Source organism: Bradyrhizobium sp. SZCCHNRI2009, assembly GCF_032485115.1.
Taxonomy (GTDB): domain Bacteria; phylum Pseudomonadota; class Alphaproteobacteria; order Rhizobiales; family Xanthobacteraceae; genus Bradyrhizobium.
Window position 1 is genome coordinate 265,667 of sequence record NZ_JAUEUH010000001.1, and the last position, 19,403, is coordinate 285,069.

The following is a 19,403-nucleotide window of genomic DNA, read 5'->3' on the forward strand; positions in this document are numbered from 1 at the left end:
CGATATGATCTCCGTTTCGTGCGAACGATATATCGTTTATAGGTTTCGTTTGTCAACCGTGACCGATGCAGGTTTCCGAATCTGCAAATAACGCGTTGATTTCACGCGATTTATGGGATTGCCTCGGTCACGCGACCCGCGACCTCGTGCGCCGTGCCGCGATGCGCAATCAGCGCATAGGCGACGGGGACCACGAACAGCGTGAACAGGGTGCCGATCGCGAGTCCGGTCGCGATCACGAGCCCCATGTTGAAGCGGGACACCGCGCCGGCGCCGCTCGCGGTGATCAGCGGGATCACGCCGAGCACCATCGCCGCCGTGGTCATCAGGATCGGCCGCAGGCGGACGGTGGCCGCCGCGATGATCGCCTCGGTGCGGTCCTTGCCCTGTTCGCGCAGCTCGTTCGCGACCTCGACCATCAGGATGCCGTGCTTGCTGACGAGGCCCATCAGGGTGACCAAGCCGACCTGGGTGTAGATGTTGATGCTGGCGCCGCCGACGCCGAGGCTGATGAAGATCAGCGCGCCCGCCAGCGACATCGGCACCGACACGAGGATGATGATCGGATCGACGAAGCTGTTGAACAAGGCGGCGAGCGCCAGGAAGATGATGATCAGCGCGAACACGAAGGTGGTGACGAAGCCGCCGGATTCCTGCTCGAGCTGTCGCGACGCGCCGCCATAGTCGATCGAGTAACCCGATGGCAGCGACTTCGCGATCTCCTTCAAGGTGGCGAGCGCGTCGCCCATCGCGATACCCGGCATCGCCACGCCGGAGATGGTCGCCGCGTTGATCTGCTGGAAGTGATTGAGCGACTCAGGGATTGTCTTGTGCTCGAGCCGGGCCACGGTCGACAGCGGCACCATGGCATTGCCGCTGGTGCGGATCGAATAGTCGAGCAACTGACTGTCGGTGAGGCGGTCGTTCTGCCGGACCTGGGGGATCACCTTGTAGGAGCGGCCCTCCAGGCTGAAATAGTCGAGATAATTGCCGCCCAGCATGGTCGCGAGCGCGCCGCCGAGATCGCTCATCTTGAGGCCGAGATCGGCAGCCTTGTCGCGGTCGAACACCACGGTGGTCTGCGGCTTGTCGATCTTCAGGTCGCTGTCGAGGAAGATGAAGCGGCCGCTCGCCAGCGCCTTGGCCATGAAATCGCGCGACACGTCGTTGAGCTCGCCGAATGCGCCGGTGGTGCCGATCACGAACTGGACCGGCAGGCCGTTGCTGCCCGGCAGGGGCGAGGGCTGGAACGCGACGGAACGCGCGCCGGCGATGCCGTTCAGGAGCTGTTGGAATTCCGGCTGCAAGGTGCTGGTCGTCGCCTTGCGCTGATCCCAGGGCTTGAGCACCCAGCCGCCGATCACCTGCGTCGAGGTGTCGATCTGGAACACGGTGCGCGTCTCCCGCCGCTGGGCAATCAGGCCGTACAGTTGCTGGCCGTAGAACTGGCGCTGCTCGAGCGTGGCCGAGGGCGCGGAATTCGTCAGCGACAGCACGATGCCCTGGTCCTCGTCCGGCGCGAGCTCGCTGGTGGAGCTGACATAGAGCCAGGGGATCATCGCCAGCAGCAGCAGCGCGAACACCACGACCACCGGCTTGGTCGCGAACACGCTTTCGAGCCCGCGGCGATAGCCCTGTGCGAGCCGTTCGAGCACGTGGTCGATCGCACGCACCAGCCGCGCCTCGACCGTGGTGGCGTCGCGCTCGGTCCGGCGCAGCAGCCAGGCGCAGTTCATCGGCGAAAGCGTCAGCGCGATCACCGCCGAGACGGTGACGGCGCCGGCGAGCGTGAAGGCGAATTCGGTGAACAGGGCGCCGGTGAGGCCGCCCTGGAAGCCGACGGGCACGTAGACCGCGATCAGCACCACGGTCATCGCGATGATCGGGCTCGCCAGCGCGCGCGCCGACTGGATGGCAGCCTCGACCGGCGGCACACCCTCGTCGATCAGGCGGTGCACGCTCTCGACGACGATGATGGCGTCGTCGACGACCAGGCCGATCGCGAGCACCAGCGCCAGCAAGGTCAGCAGGTTGATGGAGAAGCCCATCAGCAGCATCAGGCCGAAGGTGCCGATCAGCGACAGCGGAATGGCGATCACCGGGATCAGCACCGAGCGCCACGATCCCAGGAACATGAAGACGACGACAATTACGATCCCGATCGCCTCCACCAGCGTATGGATCACCTCGTCGATGGACGAGTTCACGAAATCGGTGGAGTCGTACAGGATCTCGCTGGTGATGCCGTTCGGCAGCTGTCGCTGCAGCTCCGGATAAACGACCTTCACGCCGTTGATGACGTCGAGCAGGTTCGCCGTTGGCGCCACCTGGATGCCGATGTAGACCGCGGTCTTGCCGTTGAAGCGCGTCGCGCTGTCGTAGTCGTCATTGCCGAGCGTGACATTGGCGACATCGCGCAGGCGGATGATGGCGCCATTGACCTGCTTGACGACGAGATTGCGGTATTGCTCCAGCGAATGCAGGTTGGTCGCGGCGGCGAGATCGACCTGCACGAGGCGGCCCTTGGTGGTACCGAGCCCGGAGATGTAGTCGTTGCCCGACAGTGCCGTCGACACGTCGGTTGCCGTCAGGCCATAGGCCGCAAGCTTGTCGGGGTCGAGCCAGGCGCGCAGCGCGAATTTCTTGGCGCCGAGCAGTTCGGCGGTCTGCACCCCGGAGACCGCCTGCAGCTTCGGCTGTACCACGCGGGTGAGGTAGTCGGTGATCTGGTTCGGCGCCAGCACGTCGCTGGCGAAGCCGATATACATCGAGTCGATGGTCTGCCCGACCTTCAAGGTCAGGGTCGGCTGCTGCGTGCCTGTCGGCAGCTGGTTCAGCACCGAGTTCACCTTGGCGTTGATCTCGGTCATCGCCTTGCCGGAATCGTAGTTGAGCCGCAGGTTCACGGTGATGGTGCTGCTGCCGGTGACGCTGGTCGACGTCATGTAGTCGATGCCGTTGGCCTGGGCGATCGCATTTTCCAGCGGCGTGGTGATGAAGCCGGCGATGATGTCGCTATCGGCGCCGGCATAGGCCGTGCTCACCGTGACGATGGCGTTCTGCGTGCGCGGATATTGCAGGATGGCGAGCGTCGTCATCGAACGCAGGCCGAGCACGAGAATAAGGGCGCTGACCACGAGCGCCAGCACCGGCCGGCGGATGAAGATGTCTGTGAAACGCATGGTGATGACTCTGATGGGTACGGGCTGGCCGGATTATTGGTCGACGACATCCGGCGCGGCTTCCGCGACCGGCACGTGCGAATTGTCGATTCTCACCGGGCTGCCGTTGCGCAGCTTGATCTGTCCCGCGATCACCACCGTCTCGCCCGGCTTGATGCCGTCGGTGATCGCGATCCGGTCGCCCTTGGCCGGCTTGCTCTTCACGAACGTCTGCCGCGCCTTGCCCTCGCCGTCCTTCAGATCGTCGACCACGTAGACAAGATCGCCATAGGGATTGCTGACGATCGCTGTCAGCGGCAGCGTGACGAGCTGTTCGGGCTTGCCGGTCGCGATCTCGACCTTGGCGAACATGCCCGGCAGCAACCGCGTCGCATCGTTGTGCAGGGTGGCGCGAATCTGGACGTTGCGGCTCGTCGAATCGACCTTGGCGTTGATCGCGGAGATCTGACCGGTGAAGCGTTCGCCGGGATAGGCGTCGACGGCGATTCCGACGTCCTGGCCGATCCGAATGTCGGCGAGCGACTGCTGCGGCAGATAGAAATCGACGAAGATCGGATCGAGGCTCTGCAGGGTGACAATGGTGGTGCCGGCGCCGAGATACTGCCCGAGATCGACGGCGCGGATGCCGAGCCGGCCGGCGAACGGCGCCTTCAGGGTCTTCTGCTCGACGATCGCCTTCTGCTGCGTCACCAGGGCCTGCGCGTTCTTCAGGTTGGCGCGATCGCTGTCGAGCGTGGCCTGGCTGACCGCGTTGAACTTGATCTGCTCCTCGTCACGCTTGACGACGATGGCATAGTTCTCGGCAGTCGCCTGCAGCGACTGCAGCTTGGCGACGTCATCGGTCGCGACCAGCTGCAGCAATTGCTGGCCGGCTTCGACGGTGTCGCCCGAATTGAACTGGATGCCCTGCACGATGCCTGCGGCCTGCAGCGCCAGATCGGCGCCGTTGACGGCGCGCAGCGAGCCGACCGCGGTGAGGTTGGAGCGCCATGGTGCGGTCGCCGCAACGACCGTCGAGATCGTCTGCGGCGGGTTGGCCATGGCGCCGATCGCCTTGGCGATCATGATGCCCTTGAATGTCTGAAAGCCGTAGAGGCCGCCGAACAGCACCGCCATGGCGGCCAGCATGATCGTCATGCGTTTCTTCATTACATTGCTTCCTGGGTCGTACGATTGGGACCGGCGAAGTAGCCGGGATTGGCGCGGGGCAGCGCCGCCGGGGTCTCGTCCTGGCGATTCCACCAGCCGCCGCCGAGCGCCTGGAACAGCGCCGCGGTGTCGCTGAAGCGCGTGGCCTGCGACTTGATGCGGGAGACGCGTGCGTTGAGATAGGATTGCTGCGCGTTGATGACGTTGGCGTAGGGCACCGCGCCGCTCCTGAACTGCTCGACCGCCATGGCGAGACTGTCGGCGGTGGCCTTCTCGGCGGCGGCCTGGGCCTTCAGCGCCTCGGCGTCGTACTGGATGGCGCGCAGCGAATCCGCGACATTCTGGAACGCCGTGATGACGGTGCTCTTGTAGAGCGACAGATCCTGCTCGAAGGTGGCGACGTCCGCCTCCTTGGTGTGATACAGCGTGCCGCCGTCGAGCAGCTTCTGGCTGACGCTCGAGGCCGCATCCCACACGATGGTCGTCGGCGAGAACAGCCGGCCCGGTCCGCTTGCGCCGTAGCTGCCCGACAGCGTCACCTGCGGCAGCAGATTGGCGACGCCGACGCCGACCGTCGCTGTGGCCTGGTGCAGCGTGGCCTCGGCCTGCCGGATGTCGGGACGCTGCCGGACGAGCGAGGAGGGCAGTGACATCGGCAGTTTGCGCGGCAGCCGCAGCTCCGCGAGGGTCACATGCTCGCCGCGATCCTGGCTCGGCAGCCGGCCGAGATAGGCCATCAGTTGATTGCGCTGCTGTGCGAGTTGCTTCTGCAGCGGCGCCAAGGTCGCCTTGGCCTGCGCCAGCGTTGCTTCCTGCGCCAGCACGTCGGATTTGGAGATGGCGCCGACGTCAAACTGGTGTTGGATCCGGCCAAGCTGGTCGGTCTCCGCCTTGATGATCTCCTCGGTCGCGGCAATCTGATCGCGCAACGAGGCGTCGCTGATCGCGGCGGTGACGACATTGGCGGTCAGCGACAGATACGTCGCTTCCATCTTGAAGGCCTGGTAGTCGGCCTGCGCCTGCAGCGCCTCCACCTGGCGACGCGTGCCGCCCCATAGGTCGAGCGCGTAGCTGACGCTCACCGACGTGCCATAGAGCGTGTACAGCGAGGTCTGACCAGGCCATTGTCCCTGCTGCGTGCTGGAGGCCTGCGTACGCTCGGCCGAGCCGCTCGCGCTCAGCTGCGGAAACAGCGCGCCCTGCTGCGATAGCGCGTTCTCGCGCGCAGCACGCAGCGCCAATTGTGCGGCTTCGATGTCCGGGTGGTTGCGAATCGCCTCCTCGACGAAGGCGTTGATCTGCCGGGAATGAAACAGCGCCCACCAAGTGCCGGGCAGATCGCCTCCGGGCGCGAAGCTCTGCACATTGCCGCCCGGTGTCGAGGCGCTGGCGGTCGCGGCGAGCCGACGTTCGGCCACATAACCGGTTGCGGCCGGCGCGTCGGGAGACATGAAGTCCGGACCGACGGCGCAGGACGCGAGCAGCATGCTGCAGCCGAGGAGGCCGAGCCGCAAGGGCAGCGCGCTGCATCTCGGGACCAGCCCCAAACAGGCATGAAACATTTTGACATCATCGGACATAAAACTAAACCGTTTCGTTTTCTGTCGCCGACGATGCGTGGCGGTTCCGGCCTAGTCAAGTCACGTTGATGACAAAGCGAGCTTGCTCACAGCTTCACGTCTCGCGCACCGCTGCGTGGCGCCGGCGCTCGTCTGCATCGGGACGCGGGCATGACAGCTCCGAGACGAACGCCGAGAACGCGCCGCTGCCCTTCCCGCGGTGGCGGGCAGCTACGTCGTTTCTCACAATGATCGAAAAAGCGCCGTCGCGCCCACATTGTCCAGGGCAGGCCCGAGCGAAGCAGCGCGTGCAGATCGCGCTGGAAGCCGGCCCGCGGTGCGAGCCGGCGTCTGCAACGTAGCGCTGGTCAGGATGGCATCGAGGATGCGACCACCGGCTTCGCCGGCACGTCGCGCACGCGGCTCGGGCGCCGCAGCCGGCGTTGCGTCCAGATCAGCAGGCCAGTGACCAGCAGCGCGAACAGCGCGACCGAGATCAGAACGTTGGCCGCGCTGCCGATCAGAGACCAGTTGCCTTCATGCAGCAGGCGCGGCCAGTTGCGCGGCAACGCGGAGAGCCCGTCGGACGTGACGGCATAGGCCCTGAGCTCATCGCCCTCGATGATGCGCGCCATCATCCGTCCGCCGCGATTGCCGATCGAGTTCACCGACGACAGGTCGTGGTCCTTGGCGACGATGCTGACGGCGTCAGGCAGCGAGACGCGCTTGGCTGCGGCAGGAGGAGTCCCGCCTGCGAAGGTCAGGCCGAGCTCGAGGCAGAGTCCAGTGAGCGGGCTGAGCAAAATCAGCGGCAGCGTGAACCAGGCCGTGCCCTTGTGCCAGCCGGACAGCGTGTTGCGCAGCCGCGGCAGTCCCATCAGAATGCCGATGATCATGATGCTGATCATGGCGATGGTCGAGATCAGGGTGAGGCCGGGGATTCCGATCAGATGCTCGTGGGTCCTGCGCGCCCACGAGAAGACGCTGGGCATCGCCAGCTTTTCGACGGCGGCACCGGTTGTCATGTCGACCTCGGCGCCCGGCGCCCCCTGCAAGGTCAGATGCTGCGTGGAGGCGTCGATCGACAGACCGCGTGCCTTGCCGTCGGGATCGTATTGCTTGATCAGCGCGACCACGCGCGCCGGATCGACGCTTTGCGGCTTGACGGCGGCGACCTGCGCCATCGGCTCGAAGGAGAGGATCAGCCCGGTCACGATGATGGCAAGCAATGGCAGCGCAAAGACGAGGCTGATCCAACGGTGAAGTTTGAGCAGAAGCTGCTTGTTCATGATCGTCTCCGATTGATCGTCTCGCACGCGGTATCATGCGGGACCGTTGTCCGCAGGCGTCTGCTCCGTGAACGTTTCTGATCGTTCTCGCTGGACGACGCCGGGATATCAACCTGTCGTCCGCCGCGCTTCATTAGCTGAGCGCAGCAGCGAGACGAAGGAGATAACTATTAATTTTAGGTCATGCGCCGTTTGATCGGCATCAATGCGGCAGAGGTCGTTTCAGGACTGCTGGGATGATGTCAATTTGTATCAGATGCCGTCTTGCGGCCATCGAGCACCTCGCGCAGGCATGTCGCGTCCAAGCCGTTCTCCCACTTCGCGATGACGATGGTGGCGACTGCATTGCCTATCAGGTTGGTCGGCGTCAGCCCCTGCGACATCAGGCGATGGATGCCGAGCACCAGCGCGACGCTGGCGACCGGAATCGTACCGGTCGCGGCGAGCGTGGCGGCCAGCACGACGAAGGCGGCGCCCGCGATGCCGGCCGCGCCCTTCGACGTCACCAGCAGGATCAGCAGCAGCCCGATCTGGTGGCTGATGTCGAGATGCGTGTTGGTCGCCTGCGCCAGAAACACCGCGGCGGTCGCGAGGTAGAGGCAGGTGCCGTCGAGATTGAACGAATAGCCGGTGGGGATGACGAGACCGACGATGCTGCGTTCGCAGCCAGCGGCTTCGAGTTTCGCCAGCATGCGCGGCAGCACGGTCTCCGATGACGTGGTGGCGATGCAGACCAGCACCTCGTCCCTGATGTAGCGGATCAGCTTCCACAGGCTGAAGCCGGTGAAGGCGGCAATCGGACCGAGCACGGCGGCGATGAAGATCAGGCAGGTGAGATAGAAGCTGCCGAGCAGCAGGCCGAGCTTCGCCAGCGAGCCCAGGCCGAACTTGCCGACGGTGAAGGCGATGGCGCCGAATGCGCCCAGCGGCGCTGCCCACATCACGATCCGAACGACACCGAAGATCATCCGGCCGGCGACATCGATCACGTCCGTCACCGGCTTGGCGCGGTCGCCGAGCCAGATCAGTGCAAAGCCGCACATGACCGAGATGAACAGCACCTGCAGGATATTGCCCTCGGCAAAGGCGCCAACGAAGGTCTGCGGAATGATGTTGAGCAGGAACGGCACGAAGCCGACCGCAGCGGTCTGCTTGACATAGGGCTCGATCGTCGCGGAGTTGATCGTCGCCGGGTCGACGTTCATGCCGACGCCGGGCTGAAACAGGTTCACCGCGGTCAAGCCGATGATCAGCGCCAGCGTCGTGATCGCCTCGAAATAGATCAGCGCCTTGATCGCGACGCGGCCGACCTTGGCCATGTCGGCCATGTGGGCGATGCCGTTGACCACGGTGCAGAAGATGATCGGCGCGATCAGCATCCGGATCGCCTTGATGAAGGCATCGCCGAGCGGCTGCATCTGGGCGCCCAGATCCGGCTTGACGGCGCCGAGCAGGATGCCCGCTGCCATCGCGATCATGACCTGGACCCAAAGCTCCTTCCACCAGCCGCGGCGGGCGCCTGCCTTGCTGTCGGCGGTGAGGGTCGTGGCGGTCATGATCGGTCCTGTCGCTGAACGGGCGAATTCGCAGCTGGCGGTGACTCAGCTCTTGGGCTCGAACTTGAACAGCCGTTCGGGATTGCTGACAAGCAGCTTTCGCTGCATGGCCGGATCCGGGGCGTAGAGTGGGATCAGATCGACCAGATCGCCGTCATTGGGCATGATCTTGACGTTCGGATGCGGCCAGTCGGTGCCCCAGATGACGCGATCCGGCGCGTTGTCGATCAGCTTGCGGGCGAACGGGACCGCGTCGTGGAACGGGGGGCCGGAGGCCGAAGCGCGCTCGGGACCGGTGATCTTGATCCAGCACTTGTCGTCGCTCGCCTGCAGGTCGAGCAGCGCCTTGAACCCGGCATCGTCGATCCCCTTGGCAGCGCTGATCGTGCCCATGTGGTCGATCACATAGGTGACCGGCAGCGCCTTCAGGATCGGCACGAATTCCTGGATCGTCCCGGCCTCGAGATAAACGTCGACGTGCCAGCCGATCGCCGCGACGCGGTCCACCAGGGTGCGGAAGACGTTCATGTCGCCGACGCCGCCGAGGCGGCGGAGGAAGGCGAACCGGCAGGCGCAAATGCCGGCCTTGCCGAGCGCCGCGAGGTCGGCATCGGACATCGCCGCGTTGATGTTGGCGACGCCCTTGTAGTTGCCGTTGCTCTGCGCGATCGCATCGGTCACGACCCGATTGTCGGTGCCGTGGACGGTGGCGTTGACGATGACGGCGCGCTCGACGCCGATCTTGGCGTGCAGCGCCCGGAACATCTCCAGCGATGCGTCCGGCGGCGTGTAGGGGCGGGTGGGCGAGAATGGATAGGTCGCGGCCGGCCCGAAGATGTGGGTGTGGGTATCGACGCTGCCCGGTGGCGCCCTGAAGCTCGGGGTCTTCGGTGCCGGATCCGGGCCGGCGATGCTGGGGATCTTGGCCTCGTCGGCGGAGAGGGCAGGGCCTCCGAGCACGCTCGCCGCTCCCAGTCCGGCCATGGTGGCCAGCAGGTCTCGTCTCAACATCAGAGCGTCCTCCTCGGGATGGCCGCGGTCACAGGCAGGCGCTGCCCGCCAGGCTCCGGCATCGTTCGTGTTTGCTATCGTCACACCACGATGGAGAGGTCGGGCGACCTCTCAACGTGGCGTCGTGATCATGGGGGCTCCGGCTCCGGAGCCGGCGGATCGCTGTGATCCCAGTTGTTCCTGATCGAGGATCTTGCAGCCTCTGCAGCATGACAAGAAGCATTGGGTGAACGGTCAGTTCGCTTGGTTGGACAATGCTCTGCAGTCCAACTGCCAACGTTGCCGAGACCCTCCGTTCGAGCTGCGTTGCAGCGCGCCTGGGCGAGATGGGCTGCTCTTCAACCAGTCTGCGAGAAGGCAGCCCGAGCGCGCCGATCCGCGGAATTGTTCGTGCGACGGAAAGGTGAGTTGTGTCAAAGCCATGGCGTGCGTTCTGGTCATGCGCCGGCAGCTTCAAGCGCCGTTGTGACGACCGCATGCGCAATGCTATGCGACAGCAAAGAGAGGCGTGCGGCCGCCGAGACGCCGCGCGCGGTCAGCGCACAACAACATCGGGCAAAGGAAACACCATGGTCGACGCGCTCATCATCGATGCCTGCAGAACGCCGCGCGGTATTGGCAAGGCCGGCAAGGGCGCGCTCGCCGGGCTGCACCCGCAGCATCTCGGCGCCACCGTGCTGCGTGCGCTGGCCGACCGCACCGGCATCAATACCGGCGATGTCGATGACATCATCTGGGGCTGCTCGTCGCAGCGCGGGCCGCAGAGCGGAGACCTCGGCCGCATGTCGGCGCTCGATGCCGGCTACGACATCCGTGCCTCCGGCGTCACACTCGATCGCTTCTGCGGTTCCGGCATCACCAGCGTCAACATCGCCGCGGCCTCGATCATGGCCGGGCAGGAGGACCTCGTCATCGCCGGCGGCTGCGAGATGATGTCGATGGACGGTCGGCGCGGCGAGGGGCCGCTGATGATGGATGCCGGCAACCTGCATCTGCGCGCGCTGCATCCGCAGTCGCACCAGGGCGTCTGCGCCGACGCCATCGCCACCATGGAAGGCATCACCCGCGCCGACGTCGACGCGCTCGGGCTGGAGAGCCAGAAGCGCGCGGCGGCTGCGATCGCTGCCGGCCATTTCAAGAAGAGCCTGGTGCCGGTGCATCGCGAGGACGGCAGCCTCGCGCTCGACCACGAGGAATACCCCCGGCCGCAGACCACGGCCGAGGCGCTGGCCGGGCTGAAGCCGGCGTTTCCGGCGATCGCCGACTACGCGCTGGACGAGAAGGGCACGACGTATCGCAACCTGATCCTGCAGCGCTATCCCGGCCTCGAGATCGAATTCGTGCATCACGCCGGCAACTCCTCGGGCGTGGTCGACGGTGCGGCGGCGATCCTGCTGGCGTCGCCGTCCTATGCCAAGGCCCATGGCCTGAAGCCGCGGGCACGCGTCGTGGCGATGGCCAATATGGGCGACGACCCGACCCTGATGCTGAACGCCCCGGTGCCGGCGACGCGCAAGGTGCTGGCCAAGGCCGGGCTCAAGCTTGATGACATCGACCTGTTCGAGATCAACGAGGCGTTCGCCGTCGTCGCCGAGAAGTATATCCGCGACCTCGAGCTCGACCGCGCCAAGGTCAATGTGAACGGCGGCTCGATCGCGCTGGGACATCCGATCGGCGCCACCGGTTCCATCCTGATCGGGACGCTGCTCGACGAGCTCGAGCGGCGCGATCTCAAGCGCGGCCTGGTCACGATGTGCGCGGCCGGTGGCATGGCACCCGCGATCATCATCGAGCGGGTCTGAACGGGACATCTCCTCGATTTGAGTTGCGCGCGCCCGTTGCGGAGTCTCCCGTGATGGGCGCCGTCGTTTTGCACCTGGGCCGCTTGTGACCTCGGCGGTGCCGCGCAGTTGAGGCGCAGGATCGCGCGAGCCGCGGCGGTTCCACTTTCCGGACCAGTCAACCACGTTTCGATCGGACAGGAATTCGCGCTTGTTCCGCTAGTTGCGACAGGTTATTGCCACGGCGAGGCCTCATCGTAGAAGAAATGGCTCTCCGTGCTGTCGACGCTGTCGCATATCATCGATCGCAAGGCTTCGAACCGGGTGGTCACGCGGCTGCGGGCCCTGCTGCGCAGCAACGAGTTCTACCTGATACCGCTGGCGCTGGTGATCGGCGTTGCGACGGGTGCGATCGTGACGGTGATGAGCCTGATCGCGCAGGTCGCGCATGTGGTCATCTACGGCATTCCGATCGATGTCCGGCTCAGCGCTCATACCTCGGTCAACCCGGCCGTCGCCCTGATCGCGCCCGCCTGCGGCGGCCTTGCGCTCGGCATCATGGAATGGCTGCGGCGGCGCTGGAAGATTGCGGCCGCGGTCGACCCTGTCGAGGCCAATGCGCTGCGCGGCGGACGGCTGTCGATGCGCGACAGCATCGTGGTGAGCGGCCAGACCCTGGTCTCCAACGGCTCCGGCGCGTCGGTCGGGCTCGAGGCCGGCTACACCCAGATCGGTGCCGGCGTCGCCTCGCTGCTTGGGCAGTATCTCACGCTCCGCCGCAACGATATGCGCCTCATCCTCGGCTGCGGTGCGGCCGCCGCCATTGCGGCCGCTTTCGGCGCGCCGATCACGGGGGCGTTCTATGCCTATGAGCTGATCGTCGGCGTCTACTCCGTCGGCAGCGCGGCGCCGATCCTGGCGGCCTCGCTGGCGGGTGCGCTGACCTCGCAATATCTCGCCGGCGCGCCGTATTCGCTGGAGGTCGCCAAGGTCGGCGCGGTCGGCTTCGAGCAATACATCGCGCTGTTCGTGCTGGCGCTCCTCGTCGCCGGCATCGGCATCGTGGTGATGCGTGCCTCGCCGGCGGTCGAGCGGCTGTTCGTCCGCATTCCGGTGTGGCTGCGCCCGGTGATCGGCGGGGTCTGTGTCGGCGCCATGGCGATCGTGACGCCGCAGGTGCTGGCGGCAGGCCACGGCGCAATGCTGCTCGACCTGCATCGCGAGATGGCGGTCGGCATGATCGCCACCATCATCGTGCTCAAGCTCGCCGCCTGCCTGATCTCGCTGGCCTCGGGCTTCCGCGGCGGTCTGTTCTTCGCCTCGCTGTTCGTCGGCAGCCTGCTCGGCAAGCTGTTTGCGGGACTGCTCGCGCTGGCCGGCCTCGGGCTCGCGATCGACCCGCTGGTGGCGATGCTCACGGGCATGGCGACGCTCGGTGTCGCCATCGTCGGCGGGCCGCTGACGATGTCGTTCCTGGTGCTGGAGATGACCCGCAGCGTCGACGTCACGGCCGTCGTGCTGGGCGCTTGCATCGTGACGTCGGTGTGCGTCCGCGTCCTGTTCGGCCACTCGTTCTCGACCTGGCGCCTGCATCTGCGCGGCGAGACCATCCGCAGCGCCAATGACGTCGGCTGGCTGCGCAACCTCACGGTCGAGCGGCTGATGCGCTCCGACGTCGCCAAGGTGCCGACCACGACCAGCATCGCGGCCTGCCGGCGCGAGTTCGCGCTGGGCACGCGCCAGGCCGTGGTGGTGGTGAACAACAGCGACGATTATTGCGGGCTGGTCTCCTTGCCCGATCTGTTCTCGGGCGAATTGGACTCCATCGCCGACGAGATCCAGGTGGTCGAGCTCGCCAAATATTTCGACGTCGCGCTGTTGCCCGAAATGAACGTCAAGACGGCGATGAAGATCTTCGACGATTCCGGCGCCGAAGAGCTGGCGGTGCTGGAATCGGAGAACAGCCGCAAGGTGATCGGCTTCCTGACCGAGTCCTTCGCGCGCCGCCGCTATGTCGAGGAGATCGACCAGGCGACGCGCGGCGTGCTCGGGGCGCTGTCGTGATCGCGTCCCGTCGCCGCGACACGTGATCGCCGGTCCTCGACCGGGGTAGACTGCCGGCCGTTCGAGACGCGCGAGGACCGCATGACGAGACTGATCAGCACGGCTGTCGTGGCGACCTTGAGCGCGCTGGCGGCGACCGCCGCCGCAGCCGAACCTGTTGTGCTGAAAGGCAAGGACGCGTTCGGCAGTTGGCAGGGTGATGCACCTGGCACAATCAGGCTGATCCGTCCCGAAGACCTGCCCAAACCGGGGGCGACGGCGTCCGCAGCCAACGTCTCCCGCGTGATGCACCGACCGGCCTCCGCCGTGCCGAAGGTCATCGACGGTTTCAAGATCGCGCTGTTTGCCGAGGGGCTGAGCGGGCCGCGCATCCTCCGCACCGCGCCGAATGGCGACATCTTCGTTGCCGAGACCCGGGCAGGGCGCGTCCGCGTGCTGCGTCCGAGCGAGGACGGCAGCAAGGTCGCGTCGAGCGAGATCTTCGCCGACCGTCTCGGCCATCCCTTCGGCATCGCCTTCTACCCGAGCAGCGATCCGCAATGGATCTATGTCGCGAGCACCGAGCGCGTCATGCGCTTTCCCTATCGTGCCGGCGACATGAAGGCGCAGGGGCCGCTGCAGGTCGTCGTGCCCGATCTGCCGGCCGGCTACGGCCATTCGACGCGCGATATCGTCTTCACCAGGGACGACAAGCGCATGCTGGTGTCGGTCGGCTCCACCGGCAATGTCGGCGAAGCGCTGGGAGAGCCAACCGGCGGAGTCAGTGCCTGGATCAAGGCGCACCCGCTCGGCGCGGCCTGGGGCGGGGAGGCCGACCGTGCCAGCGTGCTGGCGTTCGATCCCGACGGCAAGAACCGCAGCCTGTTCGCCACCGGCATCCGCAACTGCGTCGGCCTCGCCATCCAGCCCGCGACCGGAACGCCGTGGTGCTCGACCAACGAACGCGACGGGCTCGGCGACGATCTGGTGCCGGATTATGTCACGCGGGTGAAGGAGGGCGGCTTCTATGGCTGGCCCTGGTACTACATCGGCGACAACCCCGACCCGCGCCATGCCGGCGAGCGCCCCGACCTGAAGGGCAGGATCACCGTGCCCGACGTGCTGCTGCAGCCGCATTCGGCCTCGCTCGGTCTGACATTCTACGACGGCAATCTGTTTCCGCCGGAGTATCGCGGCGATGCCTTCGCTGCCGAGCACGGCTCGTGGAACCGGTCCAAGCGCACCGGCTACAAGGTGATCCGGGTCAGGCTCAAGGACGGCGTGCCCACCGGCGAATACGAGGATTTCGTCACCGGATTCGTCGTCAACGATCGCGAGGTCTGGGGCCGGCCGGTCGGCGTCACCGTGGCGCGCGACGGCAGCCTGCTCATCTCCGAAGACGGCAACAGCACGATTTGGCGCGTGAGCCGCTGAGCGGATCTTTGCGGCGCAGGAACCTCTCGACCCGGTGTGGGTTGGGAGCGCGGATGAATGCCGGATGAGCGTATGAACATCTTCGATCCGCAAGGGCCGATCGCCGCCGCCGAGCAGACGATCCTGATCGATTCCGTCATCATCATGCTGGCGATCATCGTGCCGACATCGATCGCGGTGCTCGCTTTCGCGTTCTGGTTCCGGAGCTCCAACACCAGGGCGCGCTACCGGCCGGAGTTCGCCTATTCGGGCGCGGTCGAGCTCGTGGTGTGGTCGATCCCCGCGCTCACCGTCATCCTGCTCGGCGGCGTCGCCTGGATCGGCTCGCACCAGCTCGACCCGGGCAAGCCCGTCGACGGCACTGGGCTTCCGATCCGCATCCAGGCGGTGTCGCTCGACTGGAAGTGGCTGTTCATCTATCCCGACCAGCGCATCGCCACCGTCAACAGCCTGACCGTCCCGATCGGCGCGCCACTGCGCTTCGAGCTGACATCCGGCAGCGTCATGACGGCCTTCTTCATCCCGCAGCTCGGCGGCATGATCTACACCATGAACGGCATGGTCACGCGGCTGAACCTGCGCGGAGATCATGTCGGGACCTACAAGGGCTTGGCCTCGCATTTCAGCGGCGACGGTTTTCCCGACATGATGTTCGACACCAACGTCGTCTCGCAGCCCGACTTCGCCAACTGGGTGACGAATGCTGCCAGGAGCGGCCAGCTGCTCGACGAGGCGGGCTACAAGGAGCTCGCGGCGCAGTCCGTCGAGACCCGTCCGAAGACCTACCGGCTCGCGGATCCCGAGTTGTTCGGCAACATCGCCAGCCAGAAGATCCCTCCGGCGCCGGGACCGCAGCTCAGCGAGAACCAGTCGCGGCCGGAAGGCGGAACGGCGCATGCCCACTGAAGTCGTCGCAAAGGGAGTGGGCCGATGTCGGTGACCACCGTCGCTCAGGCGCCTGCCTATGCCGATCCGCATCAACTGCGTGCCGCCGAGCATCCCGGGCCGGCGCCGAAACGGATCGTGACCGGATTCGGCTTCTGGATATTCCTGCTCTCCGACATCGTGATGTTCTCGTGCTTCTTCGCGAGCTTCGCGGTGCTGTCGGGTGCGACCGCCGGCGGTCCGGGCGGCACCGAACTGTTCGACGTCCGCAACGTCGCGGTCGAGACCGCTTTGCTGCTGCTGTCGAGCTTCACCTGCGGCATGGCGAGCATTGCCGCCGAGCGCCACAACCAGCTCTGGTTCCAGGTCGCGATGGCCGTCACCGGCCTGCTCGGCGCCGGCTTCCTGCTGCTCGAGGTCCGAGAGTTCGTCGACCTCGTCGGCCGCGGCGACGGGCCGAGCCGCAGCGCCTTCCTGTCGGCGTTCTTCACTCTGGTCGGCTGCCATGGCCTGCACGTCGCGGCTGGCATCCTGTGGCTGCTGACCATGATGGCGCAGGTGGTCGCCAAGGGCTTCCGCGCCGACATCGAGCGTCGCATCCTGTGCTTCGCGCTGTTCTGGCACGCGCTCGACATCATCTGGGTCGCGGTGTTCTCCGTGGTCTATCTGCTCGGGAGTGCGACATGACCGATCAAGCCCCCGCGGAATTCGATCTCGCACCCGGCGAGCAGCAGCATGGCAGCCTGCGTTCCCGCGTCCTGTTCTATGTCGCCGGCCTCGGTCTCGCGATCCTGCTGACGGCGACATCGTTCTTCATCGCCGGCACCGACCTCGTCTGGCAGCCGTCGATCCCGGTCGCGATCATCGTCCTGGCGATCGCCCAGATGGGGGTGCACCTGGTGTTCTTCCTGCACATCACCACCGGGCCCGACAACACCAACAACGTGCTGGCGCTGGCCTTCGGGCTGCTGATCGTGTTTCTCGTCGTCGGCGGCTCGCTGTGGATCATGGCGAACCTCAACCACAACATGATGCCGATGGATCAGCTGCTGCAGATGCAGCACTGAGCATCGCTGCGGATATCACCGGGTCTTTGCCGAGCCCCTGGATCGCTTCGCTCGCGATGGGCCGCGCGACAGCTCTCGATTGCTTTGTCGTGCCGGCTCGTCGACCGTCCGATCTCACTTCTTCGGCGCGCGGCAGTTGAATGCACGCCGGAAGCCGGCGGCGCGTGCATCGTCCTCCGAGCAGAACCAGCGGTCGGGCTCGGTGGTCGCCGGATAGCTCGGGCAGCCCTGCAGATGGTAGATGCCGATGTTGCCGGTGACGCGGGCGCGCACCGCGAACTTCCCCTTGATGCTGCAGCCCGGCGGCGCGCTCGGCGCGTCCGGGAAGAGCACCGCACGGATCTCGCGGTCGCGGTCGGCGCGGCAGGCCGCGCCGAGCAGGGCGCCGTCCTTCTTGTCGGCGCGGAACTCGGCTGGGGCGACGAAACATCCCTTCCACAGCCCGCGCACCGCCTCCTTGGCCGCGGCGACATCGTCCTTGGCGCGATACTTGATCGCCGGATCCGCGCTCATGGCGTAGCCCGCGCGCGCGACCTGTTGGTTCAGGCTGACCCTGTCGCCGTCGATGATGCAGAGGCCGATCCTGCGCGTCTTGAGCGGCTTGTCGGGGCCGAGATCGTCGCAGCGCACCGAGCGGCCGCCGATCAGCTTGCCGAGCTGCTCGCGGGCCTCGACGCCGCAGCTCCAGGAATCGGCGTGATCGTCGATGCAGAGCTGGTCGACCTCCGGCGCATCGATGCCGTCGAGCCGGAACACCGTGTCGCCGAGCTGGATCGTGTCGCCGCTGCGTACCGTGGCGCTCGCCGCCAGCGATGCGCCGGTCATGTCGGCTCCCAGCACCATGGCCCCACACAACGACAACAGCCGGTCTCGCAGCCGCATGCTTCCTCCCGCAATCAGATTCATCAAATACCCAGCCGTAGTCCTATCACAGCGCGCGTGAGTCTCGCCAAGGACGGCGCGGAACGGCGCCGCCGGATCGCCACCTTGCGCGGGGGGCGGCTGCTACCCATCTGACCGGGCGAAGGAAATCTTGCCATGTTGGACTTTACCTCCGATCTCGCCGGCGATGCGCTGTCGCCGGCGCGCGCGTCTGATGCTGCGCCGGCCGACGACCGCGCGCTGCTGGACGCCTATTCCAATGCCGTCATCGACGTCACCGAGCGGGTCGGCCCTGCGGTCGTGCGCGTCGAAACCGGCCCCAGGGCTGGGTCGACCGCCGGCTCCCGCGCCGAGCGCGGCGGGCTCGGCTCGGGCATCGTGATCTCGCCCGACGGTCTCGTGCTGACCAACAGCCATGTCGTCGGCTCCTCCAAGAGCATCCGGCTGCGCGACGTCGAGGGCGTCGTCGCCGACGCTCAGGTGCTCGGCGTCGATCCCGACACCGATCTCGCCTTGCTGCGCGCCAATCACGCGCGCGACCTGCGCTACGCCGCGCTCGGCAACTCCAAGAGCCTGCGCCGCGGCCAGCTCGTGGTCGCGATCGGCAATCCGCTCGGCTTCGAATCCACGGTGACGGCTGGCGTGGTCTCGGCGCTCGGCCGCTCGATCCGCTCGGTCTCGGGCCGCATGATCGAGGACGTCATCCAGACCGATGCGGCGCTCAACCCGGGCAATTCCGGCGGGGCGCTGGTGTCGTCGGCCGCCGAGGTGATCGGCATCAACACCGCCATCATCCAGGGCGCGCAGGGCATCTGCTTTGCCGTCGCCAGCAACACCGCGCAGTTCGTGCTGTCGGAGATCATCCGCCACGGCTACGTCCGCCGCGCCTATATCGGCGTGTCCGGGCAGACCGCGCCGGTGCCGCGGCGACATGCGTTGCTGGCCGGCGTCGAGAACAAGATGGGCGCGCTGTTGATGCAGATCGAGCCGGACGGGCCCGCGGCCCGCGCCGGCCTGTTTCCTGGCGACGTCGTGATCAAGCTCGACGGTGTCGACATCAACGGCGTCGACGACCTGATCCGCGTGCTCGACCGCGACCGCATCGGCCGTACCGTCGCGATGGACGTGCTGCGGCTGGGACGGCTGCGCGGCATCGACATCCACCCGGTCGAGCGCAAGCCGGCGGCGCGGCAGGCGTCGTGATCGTCGTGGGACGCTGAGCTCACGCCACAACCACCGCCGTCGTCCCGGCGAACGCCCATGGGGTCAAGCCCGGGACGACACCGTGCGGTTTGGCGCGATCGGTGGGCAAGCTCGCGCAGTTGAGACTCTCCTCAATTCACTGGCTTCCCTTGGCGCACGGGGATGCAGCAGGGTGATCGTTGCATGCAATGGCCGCTCATGAAATGAGCTGCGATCGCTGCAAACAAACCTGCTCAGCGACCGGGCATTGCCCGCGCGCTTCTCAACCCCTTGAATTAGTTCGTCCTTCGCCAGGGCCGTCGCGCTCCGCTGGATTGTACACAATGGCATAGCGCTTGCTTCGTCTGTTGCGAGGCATTCTC

Annotated in this window: 14 protein-coding genes; 7 read left to right on the forward strand and 7 right to left on the reverse strand. The window is 66.2% G+C overall.

Annotated features, from left to right (window positions below; all coding sequences use genetic code 11):
- Positions 1 to 110: 110 nt before the first annotated feature.
- The 6 genes from QX041_RS01255 to QX041_RS01280 all read right to left on the reverse strand — a co-directional run bounded on the left by QX041_RS01255 (position 111) and on the right by QX041_RS01280 (position 9,746).
- Positions 111 to 3,182, reverse strand: a complete 3,072-nt coding sequence (locus QX041_RS01255; protein ID WP_316164313.1) for an efflux RND transporter permease subunit — start codon at positions 3,180 to 3,182, stop codon at positions 111 to 113.
- Between the two features lie 33 nt (positions 3,183 to 3,215).
- Positions 3,216 to 4,331: an efflux RND transporter periplasmic adaptor subunit gene (locus tag QX041_RS01260; protein WP_316164314.1), complete on the reverse strand. Its 1,116-nt coding sequence runs from the start codon at positions 4,329 to 4,331 to the stop codon at positions 3,216 to 3,218.
- Positions 4,331 to 5,818 (reverse strand): efflux transporter outer membrane subunit, encoded by a 1,488-nt coding sequence (locus tag QX041_RS01265; protein ID WP_410051854.1) that lies wholly within the window; start codon positions 5,816 to 5,818, stop codon positions 4,331 to 4,333. The genes QX041_RS01260 and QX041_RS01265 overlap by 1 nt, the downstream gene beginning before the upstream one ends.
- A gap of 440 nt (positions 5,819 to 6,258) precedes the next feature.
- A complete protein-coding gene (locus QX041_RS01270; protein WP_316164316.1) occupies positions 6,259 to 7,179 on the reverse strand; it encodes a PepSY-associated TM helix domain-containing protein in 921 nt (306 codons plus the stop codon).
- Between the two features lie 242 nt (positions 7,180 to 7,421).
- Positions 7,422 to 8,735, reverse strand: coding sequence for a C4-dicarboxylate transporter DctA (gene dctA / locus QX041_RS01275; protein WP_316164317.1), 1,314 nt, complete (start codon positions 8,733 to 8,735; stop codon positions 7,422 to 7,424).
- A 45-nt stretch (positions 8,736 to 8,780) separates the two neighbouring features.
- Positions 8,781 to 9,746, reverse strand: a complete 966-nt coding sequence (locus QX041_RS01280; protein ID WP_315751965.1) for an amidohydrolase family protein — start codon at positions 9,744 to 9,746, stop codon at positions 8,781 to 8,783.
- Between the two features lie 569 nt (positions 9,747 to 10,315).
- Between QX041_RS01280 and QX041_RS01285 the strand changes: the two genes are divergently transcribed.
- The 6 genes from QX041_RS01285 (at position 10,316) to cyoD (ending at position 16,956) form a co-directional block, all read left to right on the forward strand.
- Positions 10,316 to 11,548, forward strand: a complete 1,233-nt coding sequence (locus tag QX041_RS01285) for an acetyl-CoA C-acetyltransferase (RefSeq protein ID WP_316164318.1) — start codon at positions 10,316 to 10,318, stop codon at positions 11,546 to 11,548.
- 255 nt (positions 11,549 to 11,803) lie between these two features.
- Complete coding sequence (locus QX041_RS01290; protein ID WP_315826439.1) at positions 11,804 to 13,591, forward strand: chloride channel protein; 1,788 nt, start codon at positions 11,804 to 11,806, stop codon at positions 13,589 to 13,591.
- An 81-nt stretch (positions 13,592 to 13,672) separates the two neighbouring features.
- Positions 13,673 to 15,004 (forward strand): sorbosone dehydrogenase family protein, encoded by a 1,332-nt coding sequence (locus QX041_RS01295; RefSeq protein WP_316164319.1) that lies wholly within the window; start codon positions 13,673 to 13,675, stop codon positions 15,002 to 15,004.
- A 72-nt stretch (positions 15,005 to 15,076) separates the two neighbouring features.
- Positions 15,077 to 15,910 carry a COX aromatic rich motif-containing protein gene (locus QX041_RS01300; protein WP_316164825.1) on the forward strand — a complete coding sequence of 278 codons (834 nt, stop codon included), beginning with the start codon at positions 15,077 to 15,079 and terminating at the stop codon, positions 15,908 to 15,910.
- A 24-nt stretch (positions 15,911 to 15,934) separates the two neighbouring features.
- Positions 15,935 to 16,576, forward strand: a complete 642-nt coding sequence (gene cyoC, locus QX041_RS01305) for a cytochrome o ubiquinol oxidase subunit III (RefSeq protein ID WP_316164320.1) — start codon at positions 15,935 to 15,937, stop codon at positions 16,574 to 16,576.
- On the forward strand, positions 16,573 to 16,956 hold the full coding sequence (gene cyoD / locus QX041_RS01310) for a cytochrome o ubiquinol oxidase subunit IV (protein WP_315715673.1): 384 nt from the start codon (positions 16,573 to 16,575) through the stop codon (positions 16,954 to 16,956). Before cyoC ends, cyoD begins: the two co-directional genes overlap by 4 nt.
- Positions 16,957 to 17,070: 114 nt before the next feature.
- On the opposite strand, the gene QX041_RS01315 is transcribed toward cyoD, so the two are convergent.
- A complete protein-coding gene (locus tag QX041_RS01315) occupies positions 17,071 to 17,838 on the reverse strand; it encodes a thermonuclease family protein (RefSeq protein ID WP_410051842.1) in 768 nt (255 codons plus the stop codon).
- A gap of 156 nt (positions 17,839 to 17,994) precedes the next feature.
- Between QX041_RS01315 and QX041_RS01320 the strand changes: the two genes are divergently transcribed.
- Positions 17,995 to 19,041 carry a S1C family serine protease gene (locus QX041_RS01320; protein ID WP_315715674.1) on the forward strand — a complete coding sequence of 349 codons (1,047 nt, stop codon included), beginning with the start codon at positions 17,995 to 17,997 and terminating at the stop codon, positions 19,039 to 19,041.
- Positions 19,042 to 19,403 lie beyond the last annotated feature (362 nt).

Excerpts from the sequence above, each read along its gene's own strand:
- QX041_RS01255 (WP_316164313.1), bottom strand. The coding sequence starts at position 3,182 with ATGCGTTTCACAGACATCTTCATCCGCCGGCCGGTGCTGGCGCTCGTG.
- QX041_RS01260 (WP_316164314.1), bottom strand. The coding sequence starts at position 4,331 with ATGAAGAAACGCATGACGATCATGCTGGCCGCCATGGCGGTGCTGTTC.
- QX041_RS01265 (WP_410051854.1), bottom strand. The coding sequence starts at position 5,818 with ATGCTGCTCGCGTCCTGCGCCGTCGGTCCGGACTTCATGTCTCCCGAC.
- QX041_RS01270 (WP_316164316.1), bottom strand. The coding sequence starts at position 7,179 with ATGAACAAGCAGCTTCTGCTCAAACTTCACCGTTGGATCAGCCTCGTC.
- dctA (WP_316164317.1), bottom strand. The coding sequence starts at position 8,735 with ATGACCGCCACGACCCTCACCGCCGACAGCAAGGCAGGCGCCCGCCGC.
- QX041_RS01280 (WP_315751965.1), bottom strand. The coding sequence starts at position 9,746 with ATGTTGAGACGAGACCTGCTGGCCACCATGGCCGGACTGGGAGCGGCG.
- QX041_RS01285 (WP_316164318.1), top strand. The coding sequence starts at position 10,316 with ATGGTCGACGCGCTCATCATCGATGCCTGCAGAACGCCGCGCGGTATT.
- QX041_RS01295 (WP_316164319.1), top strand. The coding sequence starts at position 13,673 with ATGACGAGACTGATCAGCACGGCTGTCGTGGCGACCTTGAGCGCGCTG.
- QX041_RS01300 (WP_316164825.1), top strand. The coding sequence starts at position 15,077 with ATGAACATCTTCGATCCGCAAGGGCCGATCGCCGCCGCCGAGCAGACG.
- cyoC (WP_316164320.1), top strand. The coding sequence starts at position 15,935 with ATGTCGGTGACCACCGTCGCTCAGGCGCCTGCCTATGCCGATCCGCAT.
- cyoD (WP_315715673.1), top strand. The coding sequence starts at position 16,573 with ATGACCGATCAAGCCCCCGCGGAATTCGATCTCGCACCCGGCGAGCAG.
- QX041_RS01315 (WP_410051842.1), bottom strand. The coding sequence starts at position 17,838 with ATGCGGCTGCGAGACCGGCTGTTGTCGTTGTGTGGGGCCATGGTGCTG.
- QX041_RS01320 (WP_315715674.1), top strand. The coding sequence starts at position 17,995 with ATGTTGGACTTTACCTCCGATCTCGCCGGCGATGCGCTGTCGCCGGCG.